The 24,727-nt window shown below is 69.8% G+C and carries 15 protein-coding genes; 11 read left to right on the top strand and 4 right to left on the bottom strand.

Going from position 1 to position 24,727, the window contains the following annotated elements; translation table 11 throughout:
* The first annotated feature begins 190 nt into the window (after positions 1-190).
* Positions 191-679 (top strand): GNAT family N-acetyltransferase, encoded by a 489-nt coding sequence (locus miv_RS28700; protein WP_207180341.1) that lies wholly within the window; start codon positions 191-193, stop codon positions 677-679.
* Positions 680-785: 106 nt separating this feature from the next.
* Here miv_RS28700 and miv_RS28695 read toward each other — a convergent pair whose 3' ends face one another.
* Positions 786-1,532, bottom strand: coding sequence for a FadR/GntR family transcriptional regulator (locus tag miv_RS28695; RefSeq protein ID WP_048461144.1), 747 nt, complete (start codon positions 1,530-1,532; stop codon positions 786-788).
* A gap of 388 nt (positions 1,533-1,920) precedes the next feature.
* On the opposite strand from miv_RS28695, the gene miv_RS28690 reads away from it, so the two are divergent.
* From miv_RS28690 to miv_RS28645, 10 genes are all read left to right on the top strand, one after another.
* On the top strand, positions 1,921-4,929 hold the full coding sequence (locus miv_RS28690; RefSeq protein ID WP_244748764.1) for a PAS domain-containing protein: 3,009 nt from the start codon (positions 1,921-1,923) through the stop codon (positions 4,927-4,929).
* A 1,037-nt stretch (positions 4,930-5,966) separates the two neighbouring features.
* Entirely contained in the window at positions 5,967-8,117 is a 2,151-nt protein-coding gene (bcsA, locus tag miv_RS28685; RefSeq protein WP_207180338.1) for a UDP-forming cellulose synthase catalytic subunit, read from the top strand.
* Positions 8,117-10,549 (top strand): cellulose biosynthesis cyclic di-GMP-binding regulatory protein BcsB, encoded by a 2,433-nt coding sequence (bcsB, locus tag miv_RS28680; RefSeq protein ID WP_082171766.1) that lies wholly within the window; start codon positions 8,117-8,119, stop codon positions 10,547-10,549. Before bcsA ends, bcsB begins: the two co-directional genes overlap by 1 nt.
* Positions 10,546-14,664: a cellulose biosynthesis protein BcsC gene (locus tag miv_RS28675; RefSeq protein WP_207180337.1), complete on the top strand. Its 4,119-nt coding sequence runs from the start codon at positions 10,546-10,548 to the stop codon at positions 14,662-14,664. Before bcsB ends, miv_RS28675 begins: the two co-directional genes overlap by 4 nt.
* Positions 14,664-15,143 carry a cellulose biosynthesis protein BcsD gene (bcsD, locus tag miv_RS28670; RefSeq protein ID WP_058618086.1) on the top strand — a complete coding sequence of 160 codons (480 nt, stop codon included), beginning with the start codon at positions 14,664-14,666 and terminating at the stop codon, positions 15,141-15,143. Before miv_RS28675 ends, bcsD begins: the two co-directional genes overlap by 1 nt.
* 467 nt (positions 15,144-15,610) lie before the next feature.
* Positions 15,611-17,068 carry an MBOAT family O-acyltransferase gene (locus miv_RS28665; RefSeq protein WP_207180336.1) on the top strand — a complete coding sequence of 486 codons (1,458 nt, stop codon included), beginning with the start codon at positions 15,611-15,613 and terminating at the stop codon, positions 17,066-17,068.
* Positions 17,069-17,097: 29 nt separating this feature from the next.
* A complete protein-coding gene (locus tag miv_RS28660; protein WP_207180335.1) occupies positions 17,098-18,249 on the top strand; it encodes an alginate O-acetyltransferase AlgX-related protein in 1,152 nt (383 codons plus the stop codon).
* A gap of 178 nt (positions 18,250-18,427) precedes the next feature.
* Positions 18,428-19,090 carry an SGNH/GDSL hydrolase family protein gene (locus tag miv_RS28655; RefSeq protein ID WP_058618088.1) on the top strand — a complete coding sequence of 221 codons (663 nt, stop codon included), beginning with the start codon at positions 18,428-18,430 and terminating at the stop codon, positions 19,088-19,090.
* Between the two features lie 111 nt (positions 19,091-19,201).
* Entirely contained in the window at positions 19,202-19,942 is a 741-nt protein-coding gene (locus miv_RS28650; protein ID WP_053221053.1) for a hypothetical protein, read from the top strand.
* 16 nt (positions 19,943-19,958) lie between these two features.
* A complete protein-coding gene (locus tag miv_RS28645; RefSeq protein WP_048429915.1) occupies positions 19,959-20,720 on the top strand; it encodes a GDSL-type esterase/lipase family protein in 762 nt (253 codons plus the stop codon).
* A 129-nt stretch (positions 20,721-20,849) separates the two neighbouring features.
* Here the strand turns inward: miv_RS28645 and miv_RS28640 are convergent, their stop codons facing one another.
* From miv_RS28640 to miv_RS28630, 3 genes are all read right to left on the bottom strand, one after another.
* A complete protein-coding gene (locus miv_RS28640) occupies positions 20,850-21,806 on the bottom strand; it encodes a family 8 glycosyl hydrolase (protein WP_244748763.1) in 957 nt (318 codons plus the stop codon).
* 409 nt (positions 21,807-22,215) lie between these two features.
* Positions 22,216-22,902: an alginate O-acetyltransferase AlgF gene (locus miv_RS28635; RefSeq protein ID WP_207180331.1), complete on the bottom strand. Its 687-nt coding sequence runs from the start codon at positions 22,900-22,902 to the stop codon at positions 22,216-22,218.
* 1 nt (position 22,903) lies between these two features.
* Entirely contained in the window at positions 22,904-23,866 is a 963-nt protein-coding gene (locus tag miv_RS28630) for an alginate O-acetyltransferase AlgX-related protein (RefSeq protein WP_048429918.1), read from the bottom strand.
* Between the last annotated feature and the right edge of the window lie 861 nt (positions 23,867-24,727).

The raw sequence follows: 24,727 nt of genomic DNA, 5'->3' as shown, positions 1-24,727 counted from the left end.
GGCATCGGCCATGCCATCCTCCCCAATCGACGCCCTCACAGGCATCGAATTTGTTGTAAACTTGTCATGTCGTACGGGAGGTGGTGCGGACTTGTCAAGCGGTCGTCACACGGCGATGCCAGCCGGACTCGGCACCGCGCGGCGGCCGACTTGGCCCGCGGGTCACGATGAGCGGCATCGGATCGAGGTCATGATGACGGGCTTCCACCTGCCCCTTCCGGACGGCGACGACCGGAGGCCGGATCCCCCGGACGGCGATCGCCTCGCGCGGCTGCGGTTCATCTCGGCGCAGGCCCGCGAGCGCTACAGATCCGTCCCCGGCCTTGCCGGCGTGGCCGATTCACCACCCCTCACCGAGGCCCGGTTCGCGGCGTGCCGGGTGCAGGTCGCGGTCGACGACGCGAGCGGGGAGATCGTCGGCTTTGCCGCCACGCGCCTCCTCGACGGCCTGCTCTTCCTCGACAATATCTCCGTCGAGGCCGGCGCATCGGGGAGGGGGATCGGCACGGCGCTGCTCGACCGCGTCCGGGCGTGGGCCGCGCGCCTGAACGCCCCGGCGATCACCTTGACGACATTCCGGGAGCCGGCCTGGAACGGGCCCTGGTTCCGCCGGCACGGCTTCCGGCCGATGCCGCTTGACCGGATCGGTCCGGGATTGCGGGCGGTCATGGATCGGTAGGGCCGGACCTTCGATCCGGCCGCGCGCGAAACCTTGTGGCGGCCGGCGTGACGGGGGCTCGAAGCGCCGTCACGCCGGCGCATCCGCCACGGCTGGCCGCGGGCCGTTACAACGACAGGTCCAGCATCCGCCCCTCGAACAGCCGGTCGCGCGAGGAGCAGATGTGGCGGTGCATCCGGTCGCGGGCCGTCTCGGCGTCGCCGTCGCGGATCGACGCGAAGATGGCGCGGTGCTCGTCGAGCACGCCCTGGAGACCGGAATTCGGCCCGAGCAGGGCCAGGCCGTGGATCTTCATGCCGACGGCGATGTGCGATTGCAGCGCCTGGAGCGAGGCGCCGTAATAGTGGTTGTTCGAAGCCTCCGCGATGGCGAGATGGAAGGCGAAATCGGCGTCGTCGCGGTGCTGCTGCTGGCGCGTCGCGGTGTTCATCAGGTCGAGCGCGGTGGCGATGCGCTCGAGCGCCGGGCCGTTGCGCCGGAGTGCGGCATAGCGCGCGGCTTCCGGCTCGATGGTGAGGCGGAACTCGTAGCAGCGCTGGATGTCGGCGATGCTCTCCACCGGCGCGTAGCCCAGCGCCGGGGCGCGGCCCTGGCTCCTCACGAAGCTGCCGGCGCCCTGGCGGGAGACGATGACGTTCTCCTGCCGCAGCCGTTCGAGCGCGGCGCGGACCACCGGGCGCGAGACCTTGTAGCGGGCCGCCAGCTCGTTCTCGCTCGGCAGCTTCTGGTTCTCGCCGTAGGTGCCGCCGGTGATCTCGGTGAGGATGCCGTGATAGACGCCATCGGCGAGGCCCGACGACCTGGCGGCACCGGCGGCCTCGGGCTCGGCGACATCCTGAACAGCCGATCGCATCGGATCTCCTCGCACGACGATCCGGCGGTCGCCACCGACCACCCGCCACCTGTATGCCGTGGTCCCGATCGCGGGCGCAAGCTTGTTAAATGTTGTTAGGCCGTTTGCCGAAGGGCGGCCATTCTCTCTTGCGGTCGCGCCGGCGCACCGCGCGGGAGCGCCACGCATCACGTCACACTGCCCGGCGGGGGGCTTTCGGGGTAGAGTCCGCCCCCACGCCCTTGCGGATGGCGGTACGGGTTCGTACGACGAACCGGACCTGCGTTACGCTGAGGACGTCCATCGCCGGGCGAGCCGCTCGCAACCCGGCAGGCAGCCGCAGGACGTCATGCACGGCAGAACGAACCCATCACCGCGCCTCCAGGCTGTGCCGGCCGACGGCGGCAGGATGGGTGCGATCCTGCGCGGGCACGACGGGACGGGATCCTCGCTGGGCGATCCTGCGAGTTGGCCGGGATCGCTGACGACCCTCGTCGGGGTGATGCTCGCCTCGGACCAGCCGGTCTTCCTCGTCTGGGGGCCCGCGCGCACGCTGCTCTACAACGACGCCTATGCGCGGCTCCTCGGCGACAAGCATCCGGGCGCTCTTGGTCGCGACTGGCTCGACGTGTGGCACGAGGCGAGGGCCGAGCTGGCGCCGATGCTGGAGGACGCCTTCTCCGGCCGGACGGTCGCCCTGAGCGACAGCCGTCAGGATCGACACGGGATCGGGGGCGGCGGAGCCTCCATGGCGCTCTCCCTCGTGCCGGTGCGCGACGCGCTCGGAGGCGTCGAGGGTCTCTACGGCACCTGCCGGGAGATCGCCGGCCCGGTGCTCGTCGAGAGCCGGCAGCGGGAGGCGGACGCGGTCCTGCGCGACAACGAGGAGCGGCAATCGTTCCTGCTGGATCTCAGCGACACGCTGCGGACCCTGACCTCGCCGACGCAGATCGCGGAGATCGCGTCGCGGCGGCTGGGCGAGCAGCTGGGCGCGAGCCGGGTCTTCTATGCCGAGATCGACGGCAGCCTGATGAGGGTCGAACGGGACTATGTCCGCGGCGTCGGCTCCCTCGTGGGGGAGCACTCGCTCGCGGCATTCGGCCCCGACCTCCTGACGGCCTACCGGGACGGGGCGGTCGTCGCCGTCGACGACGTGAGCGCCGATCGACGGTTCAGCGCCGAGGCCCGGGCCGGCCTCGCCAGCCGGCAGGTCGGCGCCTTCGTCGACGTCGTCCTGTTCCGGGAAGCGGAATGGGTCGGCCTGCTCGCCGTGCAGAGCGCCTCGCCCCGCGCCTGGACCGCCTTCGAGGGGAATCTGATCCGGGACGTCGGCGAGCGCATCAAGGCCGCGATCGAGCGCGGTCGCGCCGACTCGGCCCTGCGCGAGAGCGAGGCGCATCTGGCGGCGATCTTCGCGGCCGCCTCGGTCGGCCTGTCCGAGGTGGGGCCGGATGGCCGCTTCCTGCGCGTGAACGCCGAGATGTGCCGCATCCTCGGGCGCTCGGCGGACGAGCTCAGGGATCTCGGCGTCGCCGACGTGACGGAGGACGCCGACGTCCCGTCGAGCCGGGAGAAGATCGCGCAGGCGATCGCGACCGGGCACAGCCCGTCCTTCGACAAGCGCTACCGGCGCCCGGACGGGTCGTCGGTCTGGGCGAGCAGCAGCATCCGGCGCCTCGACGACGCGAAGGGAGGACTGAAGAATCTTCTCGTCGTGACGACCGACCTGAGCCAGCGCAAGGAGGCCGAGCAGCGCCTCGCCGAGAGCGAGCGCCGGCTGCAGGAGCTCAACGAGACGTTGGAGCAGCAGATCTCCGACCGCACGACCGAGCGCAACCTGTTCGCGACCATCGTCGAGCGGACCGACATCATGGTGATGGCGGCCGACCTCGCCTACACCATCCTGGCGATCAACAAGGCGAATGCCGACGAGTTCGAGCGGATCTACGGCGTGAGGCCGAAGGTCGGCGACAACATGCTCGACCTCCTCGCCGATCAGCCGGAGCACCGGGAGCAGGTCCGAATCGGCTGGGGCCGGGGCCTGGCGGGGGAGGAGATCACCATGGTGGCGGAGTTCGGCGATGCCAGGCGCGCCCGACCGGCCTACGAGATCAACTTCCGCACGCTGCGCGACGCACAAGGCGTCCGTACGGGCTGCTACCAGTTCGTGACCGACGTCACGGAGCGGCTGCGCGGCCAGGCCGAGCTCGCCCAGGCCCAGGAGGCCCTGCGCCAGTCGCAGAAGCTGGAGGCGGTGGGCCAGCTCACCGGCGGCGTCGCCCACGACTTCAACAACCTCTTGACGATCATCCGCTCCTCCGTCGATTTCCTGCGCCGGCCCGACCTGCCGGAGGCTCGCCGGCGCCGCTACCTCGACGCGGTGTCCGAGACGGTCGATCGTGCCGCCAAGCTCACCGGCCAGCTCCTCGCCTTCGCCCGGCGCCAGGCCCTCAAGCCGGAGGTGTTCAACCTCGGCCAGAAGGTGCGCGGGGTCGCCGACATGCTCGACACCCTGACGGGCTCGCGGGTGCGCGTCGTGATCGACGTGCCGGACGCGCCCTGCCTCGTCCGGGCCGACCTCAGCCAGTTCGAGACCGCGCTCGTCAACATGGCGGTCAATGCGCGCGACGCCATGGACGGGGAGGGGACGCTGACCCTGCGCGTGTCCTGCGGCGTGGCCCTGCCCACGATCCGGGGCCATGCCGGATCGCAGGAGCCCTTCGCGGCCGTGACGCTGACCGATACCGGCGCGGGCATCCCGGCCGAGCAGATCGGGCGGATCTTCGAGCCGTTCTTCACCACGAAGGCCGTCGGGAAGGGGACGGGCCTCGGCCTGTCCCAGGTCTTCGGATTCGCCAAGCAATCGGGCGGCGACGTCGACGTGCAGAGCGCCCTTGCCCGCGGCACCACCTTCACCCTCTACCTGCCGCAGGTCCCGGCCGACGAGCGCCCGGCCGGGATGCGCAGGCAGAACGGCGGCTTGGCGCCCCTCGGCCGCGGCCAGCGCATCCTGGTGGTCGAGGACAATGTCGGCGTCGGCCAGTTCGCGACGCAGATCCTCGAGGATCTGGGCTACCGCACCACCTGGGCCGCCAACGCCGAAGAGGCGCTGTCCGTCCTCGCGGGGGACGGCGGGCAATTCGACCTCGTGTTCTCCGACGTGGTGATGCCCGGGATCGGCGGCGTCGCCCTGGCCCGCGAGCTGCGGACGCGCCTGCCCCACGTTCCGGTGATCCTGACCTCGGGCTACAGCCACGTTCTCGCGCGCTCGGACACGCACGACTTCACGCTGCTGCACAAGCCGTACTCGGCCGAGCAGCTGAGCCGCCTCCTGCATCAGATGCTGGGCCTGCAGCAGGATCGCGACGGCCCGGCGGAGCCCGCCCTCGACGTCGTACCGATCGTCGCCGCCGTTTAGGCGATCGAGCACGGGGCGAGGCTCGACCGGGAGCGGCGCCGCCGGCCTTGCGTGCGAATGGACGCTCCCCGTGCGGGGGAGCCCTGGGAATACTCGGACATCGACGACCGCGGCGGCCTGTTGCGGCTGGAAGACGATCGGGCCGACCACGTCACGCTGTTCGGCAATGTCGGCGGCGGGCTGACCGGCGTCGAGCGCTCCTTCACCTGGGCGCCGACCATCGCCAACGGCCGTGGCGACACCAGCGCGATCCCGCAATTCCACAAGCCTCGGCGTCGACCGCCTGAGCGTGGAGGGCGGCGCCCGGGTCGCATTCGAGACCGGTGTCGCGTTCGAGCCCGGTTTCGTGCGGCATGCCCTCGTCGTGCTGGCGTCCCTCTCCCGCGAGGAGGGCGCGCGCCGCCTGTCGGCCGGGCGCGGCAGCTACCGGTCGAACCTCTACGACCCGGTGCTGGTCCCGCCCTCGGCGAGCCGGGCCGATCGATGCCGCACGGCTCATCCGGGATTCCCCGCCGATCAACCCCGGACCGGATGCGAAAGCCGCACAGCCGCTCGATCGCAGCGGAACCGGGCCCGCCCGACCCATTCCTCCGCTCATTCATCAACGGGGGACTGGTATCACTCCGACAGTGATCAATGGCCTCGTAGAAACGAGGCTCGCCTTGCTTGACATGCGATCGATGCGGCGCGTCGCGATTTATTGGGCGATCGTCGAAATTTTCTCTCATGCACGGCGATAGTTGAAAACTCTGCTCATGTCTGCGGGCGCAATCGCGGAAATTTGCTGATGGACGCATATCGGCAGTGCGGGACAGTCAAGCCGCATTCGCACCGACCGGCTTTAACCATCCATTAACCATATCGCCACAACACTGAGTAGCAACATCGAATGCCTGCACGGATATCGCGCAATCCGGGCCCCCACGCCGTGCGGGGTCCAGAGTGGGGGAAGAGGCGTGAGCGAACCTTCGACGAGTTCAGAATTTCTTCCATCGGACGGCACGTCGAACGAGGCAAATCCGGATCGCCCTCAAAAATTGATCGAATGGCTGCTTGCAGGGTTCGGACTGATTCTCACGCTGATCTTCGTGACGGTTCTGCTCGAACCGAAAGGACAGGCGATCCTCGCGGTCGTATGTTTCGGTTTGTTCTTGCTAGCGAACCGCCGGCGCGGCCGTGGCACCACCGTCTTCCTGGCCGTGCTCTCGGTTCTCACCTCGTTCCGCTACATGTTCTGGCGGGTGACGGATACGCTCACCGTCGAACTGTCGATCGAGAGCTTCCTCGGCCTGCTGCTGATCATCGCGGAATGCTACGCCGTCACGATCCTGGTGCTCGGCTACATCCAGAACATCTGGCCCCTCAACCGCAAGCCGGTCCCATTGCCGGCCGACGTCGATGCGTGGCCGGCGGTGGACGTCTTCGTTCCGACCTACAACGAGTCGTTGTCGATCGTCCGGACGACGGTGCTGGCCTGTACGATGATGGACTGGCCGTCTTCTAGGCTGCGGGTCTACATCCTCGACGACGGCAACCGGGACGAGTTCCGTCGGTTCGCCGATCAGGTCGGCGTCGGATACATCACCCGAACCGACAACAAGCACGCCAAGGCCGGCAATCTCAACAATGCGATGAGGCACACCGATGCCGAGTACATCGCGGTGTTCGATTGCGATCACATCCCGACCCGCGCCTTCCTGCAGGTCACGATGGGGTGGATGGTGCGGGACAAGCGGCTCGCCCTGCTCCAGACCCCGCACCACTTCTATTCGCCCGATCCGTTCCAGAGGAACCTGACCGCCGGCACCCGCGTCCCGCCCGAAGGCAACATGTTCTACGGCCTGGTGCAGGACGGCAACGACTTCTGGAACGCCTCGTTCTTCTGCGGGTCGTGCGCCGTCCTGCGGCGCTCGGCCCTCGACGAGATCGGCGGCTTCGCCGTCGAGACGGTGACCGAGGACGCCCATACGATGCTCAAGCTGCATCGCAAGGGCTGGGAGAGCGCCTATCTCAAGCTGCCGCTCGCGGCCGGCCTCGCGACGGAGCGTCTCGCCCTGCATATCGGCCAGCGCGCCCGCTGGGCGCGCGGCATGATCCAGATCCTGCGGGTCGACAACCCGGTGCTCGGCCGCGGTCTCACCTGGGCCCAGCGCATCTGCTACCTCCAGGCCGGCGGCCACTTCCTGTTCGCGATCCCGCGGATCATCTTCCTGCTGTCGCCCCTGGCCTTCCTTCTGCTGGGGCAGAACATCGTCTCGGCGTCCCCGCTGGCGATCACCGCCTACGCGCTGCCCCACATCGCCCTGTCGGTCGCGGTCAACTCGCGGATGCAGAGGAACTGGCGGCACTCGTTCTGGAGCGAGATCTACGAGACCGTCCTGGCGATGTTCCTGGTGCGCACGACCCTGGTGACGCTCGTCAATCCGCGCCGCGGCAAGTTCAACGTCACGGCGAAGGGCGGTCTGCTCGAGAAGGGCTACTTCGATCTCGGAGCGGTGTATCCGAACCTCGTCCTGGCGGCGCTGCTCATCGCCGGCATCGCGCGCGGGGTCGTCTCGCTCATCGTCGTCGACAACGACCTCGTCACCTTCCAGGCGCTGCTGCTCAACAGCATCTGGGCGACCTTCTCGCTCCTCATCGTGATGGCGGCCCTGGCGGTGGGGCGGGAGCGCCGGCAGACCCGGGCCCTGGCGCGCGTGCGGGCCAGCATCCACGCCGAGCTGCGGCTTCCGGACGGCGAGGTCCTGTCCGGCACGACCCGCGACCTCAGCGAGACCGGCGCCGACCTGCAATGCGCCCTGCCCCGGACCGTTCCGAACGGCTGTCCGCTCGAGGTCCGGTTCCATCTCGGCGGCGAGGAACTCGTCGTGCCCGCCCAGGTGCTGCGGAGCTATCAGGATGTCATCAAGATCATGTGGGCGCCCCGAAGCATCGAAGACGAGATGCGCATCGTCCAGGTCGTCTTCGGCCGGGCGGATGCGTGGGCGAACTGGTCGAATTTCAAGACCGACCGCCCGATGGTCAGCCTTTGGCGGGTCCTGGTTAGCATCCGCGGCCTGTTTCGCCTGCCTGAAGGCGCGAAATCGACGGCTGGCCGGGGCCTGTCCGTGAAATCCGGCGGCGGCGCCACCGTGCAGACGTTCGTCGCCTCCGAGGCGTCGGCTGGCGAGATGGAGATGAAGTCGTGATGTTCCGTGGAGTCCTTCTGGGTCTCGCCCTAACCTCGGGCTTGACCGCGCACGCCCTCGGAGCGGCCCCGTCGTCACCCGAGACGATGCCGGGCGCGGGCCGGGAGCGCACCCCCGACGCCGGCCGGCAGGCGCAAGCCGGGTCGTCCGCCCCCGCCCTGTCCGTCCCGATGCCGTCCGCCGACGCGGGGACGCCCCGCGCCTCGAGCCTCGATCTTCCCTCGGCCGTCCCGCCGGCCGAGGGAACGGCGCCGGCCTCGGCCCCCCGGGCGGCGGAGACCCGGCAGGTCGTCCTCAGCCTGCGCCAGCTCGGGGCCCAGGGGCCGCTGGCCCTGCGCGGCGTGAGCGAATTGCAGGGCGTGCAGTTCGGGATCCGCAGCGACGAGGTCGTCACCGGAGCGACCCTGAAGCTGCGCGGCGCGATGTCCCCGTCGCTGATGGCCCAGTTCAGCAACGTCACCGTCACGCTCAACGAACAATATGTCGGCACGATTCCGGCCACCGAGGGGCAGACGCGCTTCGAGGGCATCGAGATGCCGGTCGACCCGGTGTTCTTCGCCGAGGACAACCGCCTGAACTTCCGGTTCGTCGGCCGTTACGCCGAGACCTGCAACGATCCGCTGAGCGGGCTGCTGTGGTCGACGGTCTCGGATACCAGCACGCTCACGCTCACCCTCGTGCGCCTGCCGCCGCAGCGCGATCTCAGCCGCCTGCCGCTGCCGTTCTTCGAGGCCCGCGACCGGCAGCAGACCGTCCTGCCCTTCGTCATCCAGGCGAATCCCGGCAACGACGTCCTGGAGAGCTCCGGCATCGTCTCGTCCTGGTTCGGCCAGATGGCCGGGTTCCGGGGCGCGAGCTTCCCCGTCTCGGCGGCGCTGCCGGCAAGCCGCAACGGCATCGTCGTGGCGACCGCCGACACCCTGCCTCCAGGCCTGAGCGTCGGGCGCATCGAGGGGCCGACGATCGCGATCGTCCCGAACCCCAACGACGCCTCCGGCTCGCTCCTCCTCGTCGCGGGCCGCAACGGGCAGGAACTCGTGAGCGCGGCGCGGTCCCTCGTCCTCGGCAGCCGGACGCTCGGCGGCCAGCAGGCCGTGGTCGGCGCTCCTGTCCTCGCCAGGCGCAAGCCCTACGACGCGCCGGCCTGGGTTCCGACCGACCGCCCGGTGCGCTTCGGCGAGCTCGTCGATCCGAGCGAGCTCCAGGCCACGGGCTACGCCCCCGGCGCCCTGCGCGTCCCCTTCCGCACGGCCCCCGACCTCTATACCTGGCGCCGCCAGGGCTTTCCCGCCGAGATCCGCTATCGCGCGCCTCCCGGCCCGATCGTCGATCTGGCCGTGTCCCGGCTCGATGTGGGGATCAACAACATCTACCTGGCGAGCATGCCGCTCGCCGAGGACGCGACCCGCCGGAACGCGTGGCTGCCCTCGATCTTCCAGGGCGAGGACGTGCGCCAGGTGCTCAACAGCGGCGACGCGAGCACCGCGCGCCGGATCGACGTGCCGGCCTACGACGTGTTCGGGCAGAACGCCCTGCAATTCACCTTCGACACGCGGCCCCTCGGCCGCGGCGCCTGCGCGGGCGTTCCGGGCGACCTGCGGATGGCCGTCGATCCCGACAGCACGATCGATTTCAGCCGCGCGCGCCGCATCACCAGCCTGCCGAACCTCGCCTTCTTCGTGAACAGCGGCTTCCCCTTCAGCCGCATGGCCGATCTGAGCGAGACCGCCGTCGTGATGCCGCCCCGGGCGGATCTGCGCGAGGTCCAGGCCTTCCTCGACCTCATGGGCCGCCTCGGCTCGCAGACCGGCTACCCCGCCACCGGCGTCGCCGTCGTGCGGCCCGACCAGGTCGCCGGCGTCTCCAACCGCGACCTCCTCGTGGTCGGCACCCTCGACCGGCTCCAGGCCGGCGCGGATCTCCTGCGCACCAGCCCGGTCCGCCTCGAAGGCGACCGCATCCGCATCGCCCTCAGCTCGCCGATCGAGAACATGCGGCGGGCGCTCGATTTCGGGCGCGAGGACCGCCGGGAGGCGGCCCAGTCGATCCTGCAGGGCGCGCCCGCCAGCGGCTTCGCCGCGCTCATCGGTGCCGAGAGCCCCCTGGCGCGCGGCCGCAGCCTCGTCGCGATCGTCGCCGGCGGGACCGAGGCCCTGCAGAGCGTCGTTCCGACCCTCAACGATCCCGAGCAGGCGCCCAAGGTCCAGGGCGACCTCGCCATCATGACGGATGGCCGGCCGGTCAGCTTCCGGGTCGGCGACACCTACACGGTCGGGCACCTGCCGTACTGGCTCTATCCGTCCTGGTACTTCCAGGATTCGCCGCTCGGCCTCGTCGCCGTGCTGCTGATCGGCTCCGCCATGCTCGGCCTCGTCCTCTACCGGGCCCTGCGGCGGCGCGCCCGCGCCCGGATGCGCGAGATCGAGTCGTGAGACCGCTCGCCATCATGACCGACCTCGTCCGCCCCACCCAGCACCGAGCGGCGTCCCGGGCCCAGGCCGCGGCGTTCGCCGATCTCGACGAGAGAGACCGTTCCACCGTGCAGCCCGCTCTTCCTTCATCCGCCACGCCGCGCCGGTGCTCCTGCACGCACCCGCTCGGCCAAGCCGGCCTCCGGGCCGTGCTGGCCGCCTCGGTCGCCCTCTCGGCGATGCTCGTCCCCTCGGACGGCGCGCGCGCACAGGCGCTGCCGGCCGCGATCCTGGGCGGGATTCCGGCCGCCCCCGACGCGCCGGTTCCCCCGCCGGCAGGCAGCCCCCCCGCGGCGGCCGAGACCGCACCGGCCGGGGTTCCGGCCCCCGAGGTACCGAGAGCCGCGGCGGCCCCGGCGGATCCGGAGCCCTCCGTTCCCGAGAAGGTCCTCCTCGAGCAGGCCACCTACTGGCGCAACCAGTCCCAGCCGGCCCGGGCGATCCAGAGCCTCAACCGCATCCTCACGCTCAATCCCAGCGCCGGCGCGCTCTCGCTGCTCGCCAAGGCGCAGATCGACGCCGGCCAGACCGGGGAGGCCCGGCAGACCCTCGAGCGGCTGCGCGCGGCCTACCCGCAGGATGCCCGCGTCGCCGAGATCGAGCACGACCTCAAGGTCGGCCAGCCCGACCCCGCCAAGCTCGAGGAGGCCCGCAGCCTCGCCCAGCAGGGCCGCTCGACCCTGGCGGTCCAGGCCTACCAGCAGGCGTTCAACGGCGCGACGCCCCCGACCCGCTACGCCTCGGAATACTACCAGACCCTCGGCGGCACCTCCGCGGGCTTCGAGCCGGCCCGCGAAGGTCTCGGCCAGATCGTCGCCGTCAATCCGCGCGATCCGCGGGCCCAGCTCGCCTATGCGCGCCTGCTCTCCTACCAGGAAGCCACCCGCGACGAGGCGATCGAGCGGCTCACGCGGCTGGCCGGCAACGCCTCCACCGGCGAGGAGGCGGACCGCGCCCTGAAGCAGGCCCTGCTGTGGCTGCCGGACACGGCCGACAGCCAGAAGGCCGTCGAGGCCTACGCCGCGCGCCACCCGAACGACGCCCAGATCGCCGAGAAGCTGGGGCTGATCCGCAATCCGCCGCAATCCCCCGTGGAGGTCGGCGGGCAGGCCCGCACCACCGGCTTCGAGAAGCTGGAGAAGAAGCTCTACGTCGAGGCCGAGCAGGACTTCTCGAAGGCGCTCTCGGTCAACGCCGAGGATGCGGACGCGACGGCGGGGATGGGCTTCCTGCGGCTCAAGCAGGGTCGGTTCGAGGAGGGACGCCGCCTCCTCAAGCAGGCGCTCGAGCTCGGCCCGACCGATGCCGAGGGCATCCAGTCCGCCCTGAAGAGCACCGAGCCCGTCTCCGGCGGCAAGGGCGTGGACGAAGCCCAGCTGCGCGAGATCCGCGCGCACTACGCCCAGGTGTCCCGCTTGACCCGGCGCGGACGCTACGCGGAGGCCGAGGCCCTGCTGCGCCGGCTCGGCGGCTCCGACCCCGACTGGGGCTATTATCTCCAGATGGGCGCCATCCAGGCCCTGTCCGGCAAGGCGCGGGAGGCCGAGGCGACCTACCGCCAGGCCCTGGCGAAGAAGCCCGGCAACGCGGCGGCGACCATCGGCCTGGCCGGCGTCCTCCTCCGCCAGGGCCGCGAGCGCGAGGCCGAGGCACTCTACGTCAAGGTCGGCGATACCCGGGCCCTCGGCCGGATGCGGGCCGAGCGGCTGCGCAGCCAGGCCCGCGGCGTCGCCGACCCGGTGGCGCAGGCGGGCCTGTACCGGGCGGCGGTCCAGGCCGATCCGACCAACCCGTGGCTGCGCCTCGAACTCGCCCGGGCGCTGCTGCGCCAGGGCCGCGGCAGCGACGCCCGGACCGTGATGGCGTCCGTCGGCACCGACGGGCAGGATCCCCAAGGGCCCGAAGCCGCGTTCTACTTCGCGGTCGAGGTCAAGGACCTCGACCAGGCCGCCGCCTTCGCCGCGCGCGTCCCCGCCGGCAAGCGTACGCCCCAGATGGTCGCGCTCCAGCAGCGGGTCGCGGTGCGGGCCGAGGTGGCGCAGGCGGCCCGGGAGATGAACCGTCAGGCCTTCAAGACCCGGATGCTCGGCCTTGCCGCCGCGCCGGATCCGACGGGCGCCCGCGTCCTGGAGATCTCCCAGACCCTGGTCGGGCTGGACGATCGCGCCGCCGCCGCCGACGCCGTGGCGACCGCGCTCGCGACGACGCCCGCCCCGTCGCTGCAGCAGCGCCTCGCCTACGCCAACGCGCTGGCCGGGGCGGACCGCCAGTACGATGCCGTGAAGCTGCTCGACGGGATCGACGCCGCCACGCTGCCGCGGGACGAGCGCAAGGCCGTCAGCGCGACCGTGAACGGGGTGACGGCCGCCGCCGCGGACCGGCTGCGGCTCGACGGGCGCTACGCCGATGCGCTGGTGCAGCTCTCCCGTCGCCTCGAGGCCGATCCCGACAGCCCGGCCCTGAACATGGCGCTCGCGCGGCTCTACGTCTCGCGGATGGAGCTCGGCCGCGCGGTGGCGATCACCCAGGAGCTCCTCGCGCGCGATCCCGCCGACATGGATGTCCGCCGCGCCGCGGTCTCGGCTCTGATCGCGGTCGGGGACCTGCCGCGGGCCGATGCGGTCGCCCAGGAGGGTGTCCAGGGCGCACCGGGCGATGCGCGCGCCCACATGATCTCCGCCCTGGTCGCGCAGGCCCTGGACGACCGGGCCCGGGTGATGCAGGACCTGCGCACGGCCCGCGCGCTCAGCCGCTCGGACGGCGACGTGCGGGCCGTCGCCGCCCTCGAGGATGCGCCGGCGGGCGCCGCATCGGTGGTGCCCCAGGGGGCCCGCTGGACCAGCGGCCGGGACTCCTTCCGTCCTGGCCCGTTGGCGGAGGGTGCGTCCGGCCGCGTGCCCGACATCCTGGGCGAGATCGGCGACGCCCAGCGCGACAGCCTGGCGCGCCGCCTCGACCGCGACATCGCCGACCTCCAGGACGAGGTGGCGCCCCAGATGCGTGTCGGCCTCGGCTTCCTCGGGCGGTCCGGCGAGGGTGGCCTGAGTCGCCTGAGCGCGATCACCGCGCCGATCGATGCGAGCTTCTCGCCCGGCGGGGTCGGCCGCCTGCGGGTGCAGGTCACGCCGACGGCCATCGACGGCAACACGCCCCGCGGCGACCGGCTGCAGCGCTTCGGCACGAACCCGGCCCAGGCCGCCCTCGGCCTGCCGAACGGGATCGCCGCGGCCCAGGCCCAGGAGGGCGTCGGCCTCAACCTGGCCTACAGCTACCGCTCCTTCACGGTCGATGTCGGGACGACGCCGATCGGCTTCGTCAAGACCAACGTCGTCGGCGGCGTCGAGGCGGCGCCGCTCCTGACCCCGGAGCTGCGCCTGCGGATGATCGCGGAGCGCCGGGCGATCCTCAACAGCGCGCTCTCCTACGGCGGCGCCCGCGATCCCGCCACGGGGGCGACCTGGGGCGGCGTGGTGCGCAACCGCGGCTACGCCCAGATGGAATGGGCCCCCGGGCGCTGGTTCGTCTATGCGGGGGCCGGCGGAGGCGTCGTCACCGGCGAGCGCGTGCGCGACAACCGCTTCGTCGAGGCCGCGATCGGCGCCTCCTACGGCCTCTACATCGACGGCCCGCAGGAATTGCGGGTCGGCCTGAGCGTGCCGTATTTCGACTACGCGCAGAACCAGAACGCCTTCACGTTCGGGAGCGGCGGCTATTTCAGCCCGCAGAACTACGTCGCCCTCCAGGTGCCGGTCTCCTGGCGCGACCAGCCGCTCCCCGACCTGAGCTACACGCTGTCGGGTTCGATCGGTTACCAATCCTTCGCCCAGCGCTCCGCCGCGGTGTTTCCGAACGATCGCGGCTTGCAGGCCCTGTTGAGCGCTTCCGATGCCGGGATCCCCGCCATCATTCCGGGCAAGCGCGGAACCGGCCTCTCCTACGCGGCCTCCGCCGAGTTCGAATACCGGCTGTCCCAGGCGTTCAGGGTCGGCGGCCGCGCCGCGTTCCAGCACGCGGGCGACTATTCCGAGGGCAGCGCGGTCGTCTTCGGCCGCTACTTGTTCGAGACCATCCAGTGATGAGCACGCCCGACACCCACCTGATGGCGCAGCGGCCGCGCTGGCGCCTGTTCCTGCGGGTCCTCGCCGCCCGGCTCGATTCCGTGCTCGACGCGGACCAGCGGGACGCCCTGCTGCGCGACGTCGGTGCCGACATGGCCCGCGGCGCGGCGCTGCCGCCCGTCTCGACCCTCGATGCCCTCGAGGACGAGATCAACGAGGTGCTGAGCGATCTGGGCTGGGGCCGGGCCAGCCTCGCGCTGGACGAGGCCGCGCGCGTCCTCAGCATCGTCCACACGCATCTCCCGACGATCGGATCGATCGAGGGCCGCCACGGTCCCTGGCTCTCGGCGGTGCTCGAAGGCCTCTACACGTCCTGGCTCGCGCAGCAGCCCCACGCCGCGCCCGGTCTCGTGGCGCGACGCACGGCACGCCGCACGAAGGACGTCCTCGTCCTGACCTACGGCAAGGATTCGGCGATGACAGGCAGTCCAGCCTAGACCATCCGCGCGACGAGGCGGTTATCGGTTCGCCGAACGAAAATGCGGAGACATCGAAAACCTTCGGCATTCTCCGACGAAGTGGGTGTCGGTGGCGCGACGGCAAATTTCGCGAAACTGGATGTCCGAAGCATGGCCCGATCGCAAGCCGATCGCACGAAAACCGGGGGATATCCCCGATCGAGGCGGGATGTCGCGCCGGTTCGTGACTGTCGCCGCGCCGCTTTGATTTGACAGATCGGTAATAGTTTTGACCGACCATGCATGTAAGCGCTTCAAGGCAAGGATAAGCGCCTCTTCATGGTAAATGAGGCCGAAACTGAAGTTCCGGCGCGGATCCTCGTCTGACCGCGACCGGGTCTTGCTGCACACGATCCGGTGGGTCGGACTTCGGAGACACGAGAGAGGCGGCGCCGTCAGCGCGATGCCGTCGCACGCAACCACGAATTGGGATGGGCGCATCCGCCATGATTTTCGCGTCGTTCGAGTTTCTCGCTCTCTTCCTGCCCCTGTTCTTCGCCTGCTACTTCCTGATGCCGTTCCGGCATCGGAACTGGGTCATCCTGCTGTTCTCGTGGGGCTTCTACGCCTGGTGGCGGGTCGACTTCCTGGCGTTGCTGATCGCCGTGACGGGGTTCACCTATACGGTCGCGCGCCTGATGGACCGGGCGGGGCCGAAGAGCGACCGCGCCAAGCTCCTGATGATCTTCGGCCTCGTCGGCAATCTCGGGGTTCTGGCCTACTTCAAGTACGCCAATTTCGGGGTGGCGACGGTCAACCAGCTCCGGGGCGCGATGGGCCTGAGCCTGATGAGCTGGACCGAGGTCCTGCTGCCGATCGGCCTGTCCTTCTACGTCCTGCAATCGGTCTCCTACCTCGTCGACATCCGGCGGGGCACGGTGCCGGTCAGCCGCTCGCTCCTCGATTACGCGGCCTACAAGGCGATCTTCAGCCAGCTCATCGCCGGCCCGATCGTGCGCTACGCGGAGATCGCCAACGAGCTGAAGCTGCGGGAGCACTCGCTGCGGCAATTCGGGATCGGCGGTCGCACCTTCGCGATCGGGTTCGCCATGAAGGTGGCCGTCGCCGATACGCTGAGCCCCCTGGTCGATGCCGCCTTCTCGCTGACCCAGCCGACCCTGGCCGACAGCTGGATCGCCGCTCTCAGCTACACGCTGCAGCTCTACTTCGATTTCGCGGGCTACTCGCTGATGGCGATCGGCCTGGCGCGCATGATCGGCTTCTACTTCCCGCAGAACTTCGACAATCCCTACCTGTCGGGCTCGATCCAGGAATTCTGGCAGCGCTGGCACATGACGCTGTCGCGGTTCCTGCGGGACTACCTGTACATTCCCCTGGGCGGGAACCGCTCCGGGCCGGTGCGGACCTACGTCAACCTGATGCTGGTCATGGCGATCGGCGGCCTGTGGCACGGATCGAGCTGGAACTTCATCCTGTGGGGCGTGTGGCAGGGCGCGCTGCTCGGCACGCATCGCTGGTGGAGCCGCCGCCGCCCGCCCGGCGCCCCCACGCTCGCCTATCCGCTGGCCAACGCCCTGACGATGCTGGCGGTGATGATCGGCTGGGTGATCTTCCGCGCCAAGGACCTCGAGAGCGCCGGGCATGTCTATGCCGGCATGCTGGGACTCAACGGCATCGGGCTCTCCGACGACTTCCTCTGGCAGATCACGCCGGACCGCCTCTGGTTCATCCCCGTGGCACTCGCGATCGTCTACGTCCCGCTGCTGCGCGACCGGCTGTCCCGTCCGCGCCTCGCCCATCCCCACCCGGGCGCCCCGGCCGTCCCGGGAATGAGCGGCCTGCGTCTCGCCGCCTGGACCGTCTCGCCGTTTGCCGCCTTCACCCTGGCCATCGTCATGCTCTACAGCCGCGATGCCGTCCCGTTCCTCTACTTCCAGTTCTGAACATGGACGCCCCTCTCAATCGGCCCATCGTGGCCAACACGCGATCGCGCCGCAGCTCCCGCGACATCTCGGAGAGACTTCAGGGCGCCCTCGTCGTCGGGCTTCTGGCCCTCGGCGCCTGGCAGGGCTTCAGTGCCCTGGCCACCCCCGCCGCCCAGCGCCGGCTGGCGCAGGTGCGCAGCCTCGACGCGCTGCTCGACGGCCGCGCCGCCGCGGCGGTCAACTTCGTCGAGGCGCATTACCTGCCGGCCGACCCGATCCTGCGGGCCGCCGGCGGGGTGTTCCGGTGGCGGCTGTTCGGCTCCGGCGGCCCCCAGGTCGCGGTCGGCTGCGACGACTGGCTCTACCTGACCGAGGAGGCCCAGACCGTCCGGGGCGCGGAGGAGAATCTGGCGGCCCGGGCCGACATCGTCGCGCAGGTCGCGGCGGCTCTGGCCAGGCGCGGCATCGAGCTCGTGGTCGCGGTCGTTCCCGACAAGGCCCGGATCGAGCGCGCGACGCTCTGCAACGCGCCCCGCACCGCCCAGTCGATGGCGCGCTACGGGATATTCCAGGCGATGCTGCGGGAGCGACGCATCGCGAGCCTCGATCTCGCCCGGCGGCTGGAGCAGGCGCGGCAGGAGGGACCGGTCTATTACCGGACCGACACGCACTGGAACCAGCGCGGCGCGGCGATCGCCGCCAGGGCCGTCGCCGAGGCCGTGACGACGACGCTCGATCCGGGCTTTGCCTACCGGACGGAAGCGGCGGCGGTCGAGACCGACGGCCCGGGCGATCTCCTCCGGCTGATGAGCCTCGACCTCGTTCCCGAAACCCTGTCCCCGCTCGGGATCAAGCTGCGTCCGGCCTCGGACCGGCAGTTCGTCGCCCGCACCGTCCAGACGGAGAAGCCGGCCGAGGCCGACGACCTCCTGGCGACCGGACCCGGCGACCAGGTCGTGCTCATCGGCAGCTCGTACTCGACGAACGCCAACTTCCAGGGAAGCCTGCAGGAGGCCTTGCGGGCGCCGGTCAACAACGTCGCCGAGGCCGGCGGCGGCTTTTCGGGGGCGGCGAGCACCTATTTCGGGGGAAGCGCCTTCGCCGAGTCGCCTCCGCGCCTGATCGTCTGGGAGATCCCCGAGCGGGCGCTGTCCAAGCCCCTGCAGGCGCAGGATCGCGTCCTGGCCGATCTGAAGTAACCGCAAATGATAACTATGATCCAGTGTTTCGCCGCCGCCGGGCTGTAAACCGTTGCTTTCAAGCGTCGCGCGCGGCACTTTGTGGTTGTAGTCGTTTCTTCGTCCAGTCGCATCATTGATGTCCGGCGCCAGGATACTGGATGTGCCGGCGACTGTCGAATTTTGATCGGAAGCCGACATGCAAAACGTGCTTGCGGGACTGACGTTCCTCATCGTGGGCGATAGCCACTTCGTCACGAAGAACTACCTGATATCGACGCTGCAGGACGGGCTCTTGTCCAAAGGTGCTCAGGTCGAGACCTTCGGTGCCTGCGGCGTGCCCGCCGGGGCCTGGGTGGCGCCGCGACCGGTCGCCTGCGGCATCGCGAACCGCAGCGGCAAGGGCCCCGTCGTCGAGAACCGCACCCCGAAGGTGAAGTCCTGGAGCATCGACGCGCTGATCGATCAGACCAAGCCGAGCGTCGTCGTCGTGGGGATCGGCGATCCGATGGCCGGCTACAACCAGCGCGAGATGCAGAAGGGCTGGATCCGCGAGAACGTCGACGAATTGATCGGGCGCATCAAGGCTCGCAACCTTCCCTGCGTCTGGATCGGACCGGGCTGGGGCAGCGAGGGCGGTCCCTACTCGAAGACCTTCGCGCGGGTGAAGGAATTCTCGGACTTCATGGCGACCTCGGTGGCCCCCTGCACGTATATCGATTCCCTGGCCCTCTCGAAACCGGGAGAATGGCCGACCTTCGACGGTCAGCACTATACGGTCGCCGGTTACCAGAAGTGGGGCGCCGCATTGACCGACGCCATGCTGGCGAACCAGACCGTAAAGGCTCTTCCGCGCAAGTAGAACCCGGCCGATCGACCCGGCAATGGAACGGCCGAGCGACGGACGAGCGGCGATCTCGCCGTCGGAACGGTGCGCCGCCGCCGGGCGTCTTGAGAAGGCATCAGCACAGCCATGACCCATCCGCTCCACCGTCGCCGGCCGGGCCCATCCGAGGGCGGCCAATCCCGACTTCGCGGCGTTCTCCTGGCGGCCCTCCTCGGCCTGCCGATCCTGGTCGCCGGCGCGCCGGGCGCGGGAGCCCAGATGATGCTCTACGAGGACCGGCTGCCGGACGGCTACGCCTATGTCCGCTTCGCCAACGCCTCGCCGGACCGCCTCGACCTGAAGCCCGTCGGCTTCGCCGATCCGATGTCCCTCGGCACGACCGGGCAGGAGCGGGTGTCGCCCTATTACGTCGTCGAGGGCGTCGCCGGGCGCAAGGTCGAGGTCAAGGTCGAGGGCGCCAAGCCGCTCGAGATCGAGCTGAAGCCGGCCGGAATCCACACCGTGCTCATCGACAAGGCCGATGGCCGCCTGGGGACCAGGGTCGTCCTGGACCAGTCCGAGCTGAGCCAGACCAAGGCGAGGCTCGCCTTCTACAACGCCATGCCGTCCTGTGCCGCGGCGGGTCTGTACCTGGAGCCCAAGGGCCAGCCGGTGGTGGTCGATGTCGGCCCCAACATCATGCGGGGACGCTCGGTCAATCCGGCGCCGAACCCGCGGATGCGGGCGGCGTGCGGCACGACGCGCGTCGCCGAGCTCGATCTCGGGCCCCTCGATGCAGGAGGGCAATACAGCGTCTGGCTGATCGCGCCCGGCGGCACGCCGAACGCCTTCCTGTCGAAGAACAAAATCGCGCCGTACCTGCGCTGACCGGGACGTGACAGCCATGGCTCGCTTCCGTCCCGGCCCCCGGGGCCTCGCCGCGCTCGCCCTCTCTCTCGCCCTGGGCGGGCAGGCGCTCGCGGCCTCCCGCTGTCCGGCCATCCCGCCGCGCGTGCCCCTCCCGGTGGAGGCCACGCCCACGGCCGTCCCGATCCCGGACTGGCGCCAGCGGGCCGACCAGCTCACCCGGCAGGCCACGGCGCGGGACCTGTCCGGCACCCGCGTCGTCTTCATCGGCGATTCCATCACGCAGGGATGGGAGCCGACGATGTGGGACCTGTTCTGGGGCTCCTACGCCCCCCTGAACCTGGGATTGTGGGGCGACCTCACCCAGGGCGTGCTCTGGCGGCTGCACAACGGGCAATGGCCGAGTTCCCTCAAGCCGGACGTGGCGGTCGTCCTGATCGGCACCAACAACGCGGGCTGGCGCAGCAAGCCCGAGGATACCGCGCTCGGCGTCGCCGAGATCGTCCGATTCATCGAGACCCGCTCCCCGGCGACGAAGGTGCTGATCCTCGGGGTTCTGCCCCGCGGTGCCGACGCGTCGGCGCCCGAGCGCCCGACGAACGCGCAGGTGACCGCGCTGATCCGGCAATGCGCCGACGGAAAGACCGTGTTCTTCGCCAATCCGGGGCGGACGATGGTCGACGGGGCCGGTCGGCTGTCGACCAACGTGATGTTCGACTTCCTGCACCCGACGATGGTCGGCTACGCGATCCTGGGTGCGGCCATCGCCGAGGACGTCCGCCGCCTGGCCGGGCGCTAGAGCGTTTTCCGACGAAGTAGAGGCCGGTTCGTCGAAGAAAATGCGGCAAGACAACGACTTAGAGAGCTTCGCGATTGCAACGCGATCGTGAAGTGCTCTAGCGGCGATCGCCCCGGGGGAGGGGGCGGGTCAGCGATCGAGGCAGGCCGGCCATGTCCGCCGCGCCGCCGACAAGGCCAGGATGTGGAGCACGGCGGGATAGTAGTTTTCCGATGGCGAGGGGGTGGCGAAGGACGCCGGCACCCTCGCACCGGACGCGATGCAGGCGGTCAGCGCACGGATTGCGGCGTAGCCCGGCTCGCCCATACGCTCGCCCCCGCGCTCGCCCGTCCGTCCGGCGAAGGGATCGACGATGGGCAGGCCGACGGGATCCCCATCGCTCCAGGCCGTCGCGAAGGCCTCGTAGAGGGCGCGGTCGTCCTGCCCCGCCATGGCCAGGTAGAGCGGAACCCGCACGGCATTGTACGACAGGGTCGCGGGAAAGCCGGCGGCGGGACGCGGGCGGTTGCCCGCCATGGCGATCCAGTCGGTCGGCACCCGGCTCGCCCCGAAGCGGGCACGCCTCACGAGATCGAGGCCCGAAGCCTCGAGGCGCCCCCACGGGAAGGCCGGCGCCACGGTCGCCAGGCGGGCGAAGGCCGGGAAGACCCAGTAGGACAGGTTCACCACCGGGCCGTCGCTCCGCTCGCCGGCACCGAACCCCGCGAGGCCGGGCATGATCAGCGGGCCGCCGGCCGCCTCCCAGAGCACGAGGCGCCCGCCGATCTCCTCGGCGATGCGCCGGGCCGCGTGGCGGAAGGGCCCGTCCGGCCAGCGCTCCGCCGCCTCCACCAGCGCCCATGCGATGAGGATGTCGCCGTCCGTCGCGTTGTTCGGATCGCCGACCGGCACCGGGACGTCGGGCTCCCAGCGCCAGGCGAACAGCGCGTCCTTGCGCACCCTGAGCGCGAGGCGGGTCCAGTCCCAGATGCGCTCGAAGGTCGGGCGGTCGCCGGCCGCGGCCGCGAACAGCAGGCCGTAGCCCTGCCCCTCGCTGTGGCTGATCCGGCCGTTCGCGGTATCGACGACGCGTCCCTCGCGGGTCACGAAGCGATCCTTGAAGCTCGACCACGCGGCCGGGTCGATCGACAGGCCTCGCCCGGCGATGGGGGCGGGCGGTGCCCCCGAGGCTCCGGCGGCGCTTGGCCCGGGAGCACCCGCAAGGGCCAGGGCGAGGACGACCGTGCGGAAGCGACGGCGCGAGCGCCGTCGCGCGAAAGTCCACCGCTCCGTCCGCATGCCGTCCCTCGATCCGCCGCGACCGTGGGCTTGGCATAGATCGGGGCGGCACGAAACCGCCGGACGGCGCGGCGGGGCCGTCACGGATCCGCTCAACCATGCGGGGGCCCCGCCGCAATGCGATCCGGCCCGCGCCGGCCCGATCCTGGCTGCCCGCGAGGCCGCGACGCTGGGGCAGGGACGTGCCGGACGGCCGGCCCTGCCGCCGGGATCGCGCTCAGGGTTTCCAGGCCGGCAGCGCGTCGCTGCCGACGATCAGCGTCGGCTGGTTCCGGAGGACGAGGAGCCAGACGCTGGTGGCGTTGCCGGCCTCGAGCTGGACCGGCTTGGCCGTCGTCGACCGCCCTTCGCGGCAGCCCGAGCTGAGCTGCACGCTCACCGGGTTCACGCCGCGCGACCGCTCGGTATCGACGGCGACGTCCGGAAAGACGACCGTGCTGGCCGGCTCCAGCCTCAGCGACGAGGGACCGCATTCCGGTGCGGCGTTGACGAACGAGAGCGAGGTGCGCGTCTGGTTCATCTCGTACCGGGACGCCATCGCCACGACCCGGATCGCCTCGCCGTCGCGGCGCACGACGAGGCTGACCTTCGTGGCGGGGCTCAGGCTGACGGTGCTGCGCACCTCCTGGCCCCCGGCCCGCACGACCAGGGGAAGGGAGGACGCATCCGTCCGGTCGAGGTTCAGGTAGCTGCCGATGCGGCTCTCGTCGCGGATGCCGATCGTCTGGGGCGGCAGGAGGTCGGAGGTGACCGACACCTCGGTGTCCAGCGCGTTCACCACGCGCACGAAGATGGCATCGCGCTTGGGCTGCTGACCGTAGAGCGACCGCTCGGCGCGCGCCGCCGGGGCGGCGAGCAGGCAGGCTGCCGCGAGGCAGGTTCGGGCGAGGGGGCGGGCCGCCATGTCAGGCTCCGACGCGCTTGCGCAGATCCGTCAGGATCGCGTCGGGCTTCATGGCGGTCTGGCCCCAGATCGCCGAGTTGTTCGGCGGGATCGTGAGGTCCGTCTCGTGGAAGACCCAGACCACGACCTTCGGGCGTTGCGCCGCGAAGGCGCTGCTGCCGAGATAGTCGAGGAGGTTCCAGTACGGGCTGAAGGAGTGGATCTTCCACACGAGCCAGACCGGCCGGTTGAGGCGGTTCGCGAGGGCCGTCGAGAAGCCGAAGGACGGGTGCAGGTAGCTGTTGCCCACCAGCACCGTATCGGCGCCCTCTTCCGCCAGCAGGTCGCCGCCGCCGGCCTCGATCGCCTGGGGCAGCTTGTAGGGCTGCAACGGATACTTCGCGCGCTCCTCCGCCGGCAGCAGGAGGGCGAGATCGTTCTTGCTCTGCACCATGTCCCGCGGCGGGCCGAGGCGCGGACCGGGCTTGCTGCTCGGGGCAAGGAGAGACCCCGCCTTGATGGCCTCCGCCACCGCGTTGGCCGCGCAGGCCGCACCCTGCGGCGTCCAGTGCGTGTCCGCCTTGAAGAAGAGCGGCGTGCCCGGGTCGGCCTTGCGTTGCGCGCTCATCGCCGCGAGCAGATCCGGGACCGGCGTTCCGTTCCGCCGCAACGCCTCGAGCTCGACGCCGTAGCGGCGCTGGGTGTCGGGCGTGAATTTCACGCCGTCCGGCAGGTGCTCGGACAGGATCCGCGATTTCGCCGGGGTCAGGCAGATCACGGTCTGGATCTTCGCCTGCTTGAGGACGCCGACGACGTCGTTGATGAAGGACGCACCCTGCTGCACCCGCGTATAATCGACCCGCGAGACCTGATCGAAGGCGGGAAACAGCCACCCGTCCTTGCCGACGACGACCTCGGAGGCCGCGGCCGATGCGGGAAATGGTGTCGCCGTGGTGAGGCCTAAGAGGGCGGAGCCGCCCATCATGCAAAATGAACGCCGGTCGATACGCCCGGAATATCGGTGTGACTTCATGGCACGACTCAATCAACGAGAGCATGAACCGGGATAGCGGCAGTGGGCGCGTCCCGATCGACGGTATGAGAGAGTTTACTTCTAAATGAAGGCTGAAAATATCGGCCGCATCGATCTTTTCGTCTGGAGTCGACCGGTATAAACACGACAGAAATCGGTATTGATTAATGAATAATAAGCAAATCATCAAAGAGGTATTGGAGCATGATTTGACGATATTGCTAGAAAATCTCGATGAAGCGAACACTCTCTTGAGCAGACTGAAAACAATGGCGGCGCACACGATGGTGGATGCCTCAGGGTTCTCGGCATGCATCCGCAGGGTGATTTCAAGGTTATTCTCTAACTCAGGTTGAGTCCCCTCGATCGCACCATCCGCTCTGCCCGCATCGATGGAGCAGCCGGGCGCGAAATTTTCCCCGGTGCTCTGTTTGTCGGGGCGCATCATGCCGCGGAGCGACGCCGTCCATGTCGCGTTCGAGCATGCTCGGTGAGGTCGCGCCTCGTTGCCTGACCGGGACAATATCGCCAACCATGAAGACGTGTGAAAAATCGCACGATATGTCTTATGTCAGAGCCTGTTTGAGCAGGATCGTTTTTTATAAAGCCGGACACAGCAGGGTATATCCCGCCCACGACCTCATCCTGAGGTGTCAGTTCATCGGAGATGGACTGACCTTGAAGGCGGGTTCCAGGGATCGCCGAGACTTCTGGAGGGCTCCTTCGAGGTCAGTCGGCCTTTGATCGACTAACACCTCAGGATGAGGGGGTATATATAGGATATACTTAGTTATCCGAATTTTCGCGATAAAA

Origin of the sequence: Methylobacterium indicum (assembly GCF_017347565.1) — a bacterium.
Taxonomy (GTDB): domain Bacteria; phylum Pseudomonadota; class Alphaproteobacteria; order Rhizobiales; family Beijerinckiaceae; genus Methylobacterium; species Methylobacterium indicum.
This window is presented reverse-complemented; position numbering and strand designations above follow the sequence as displayed.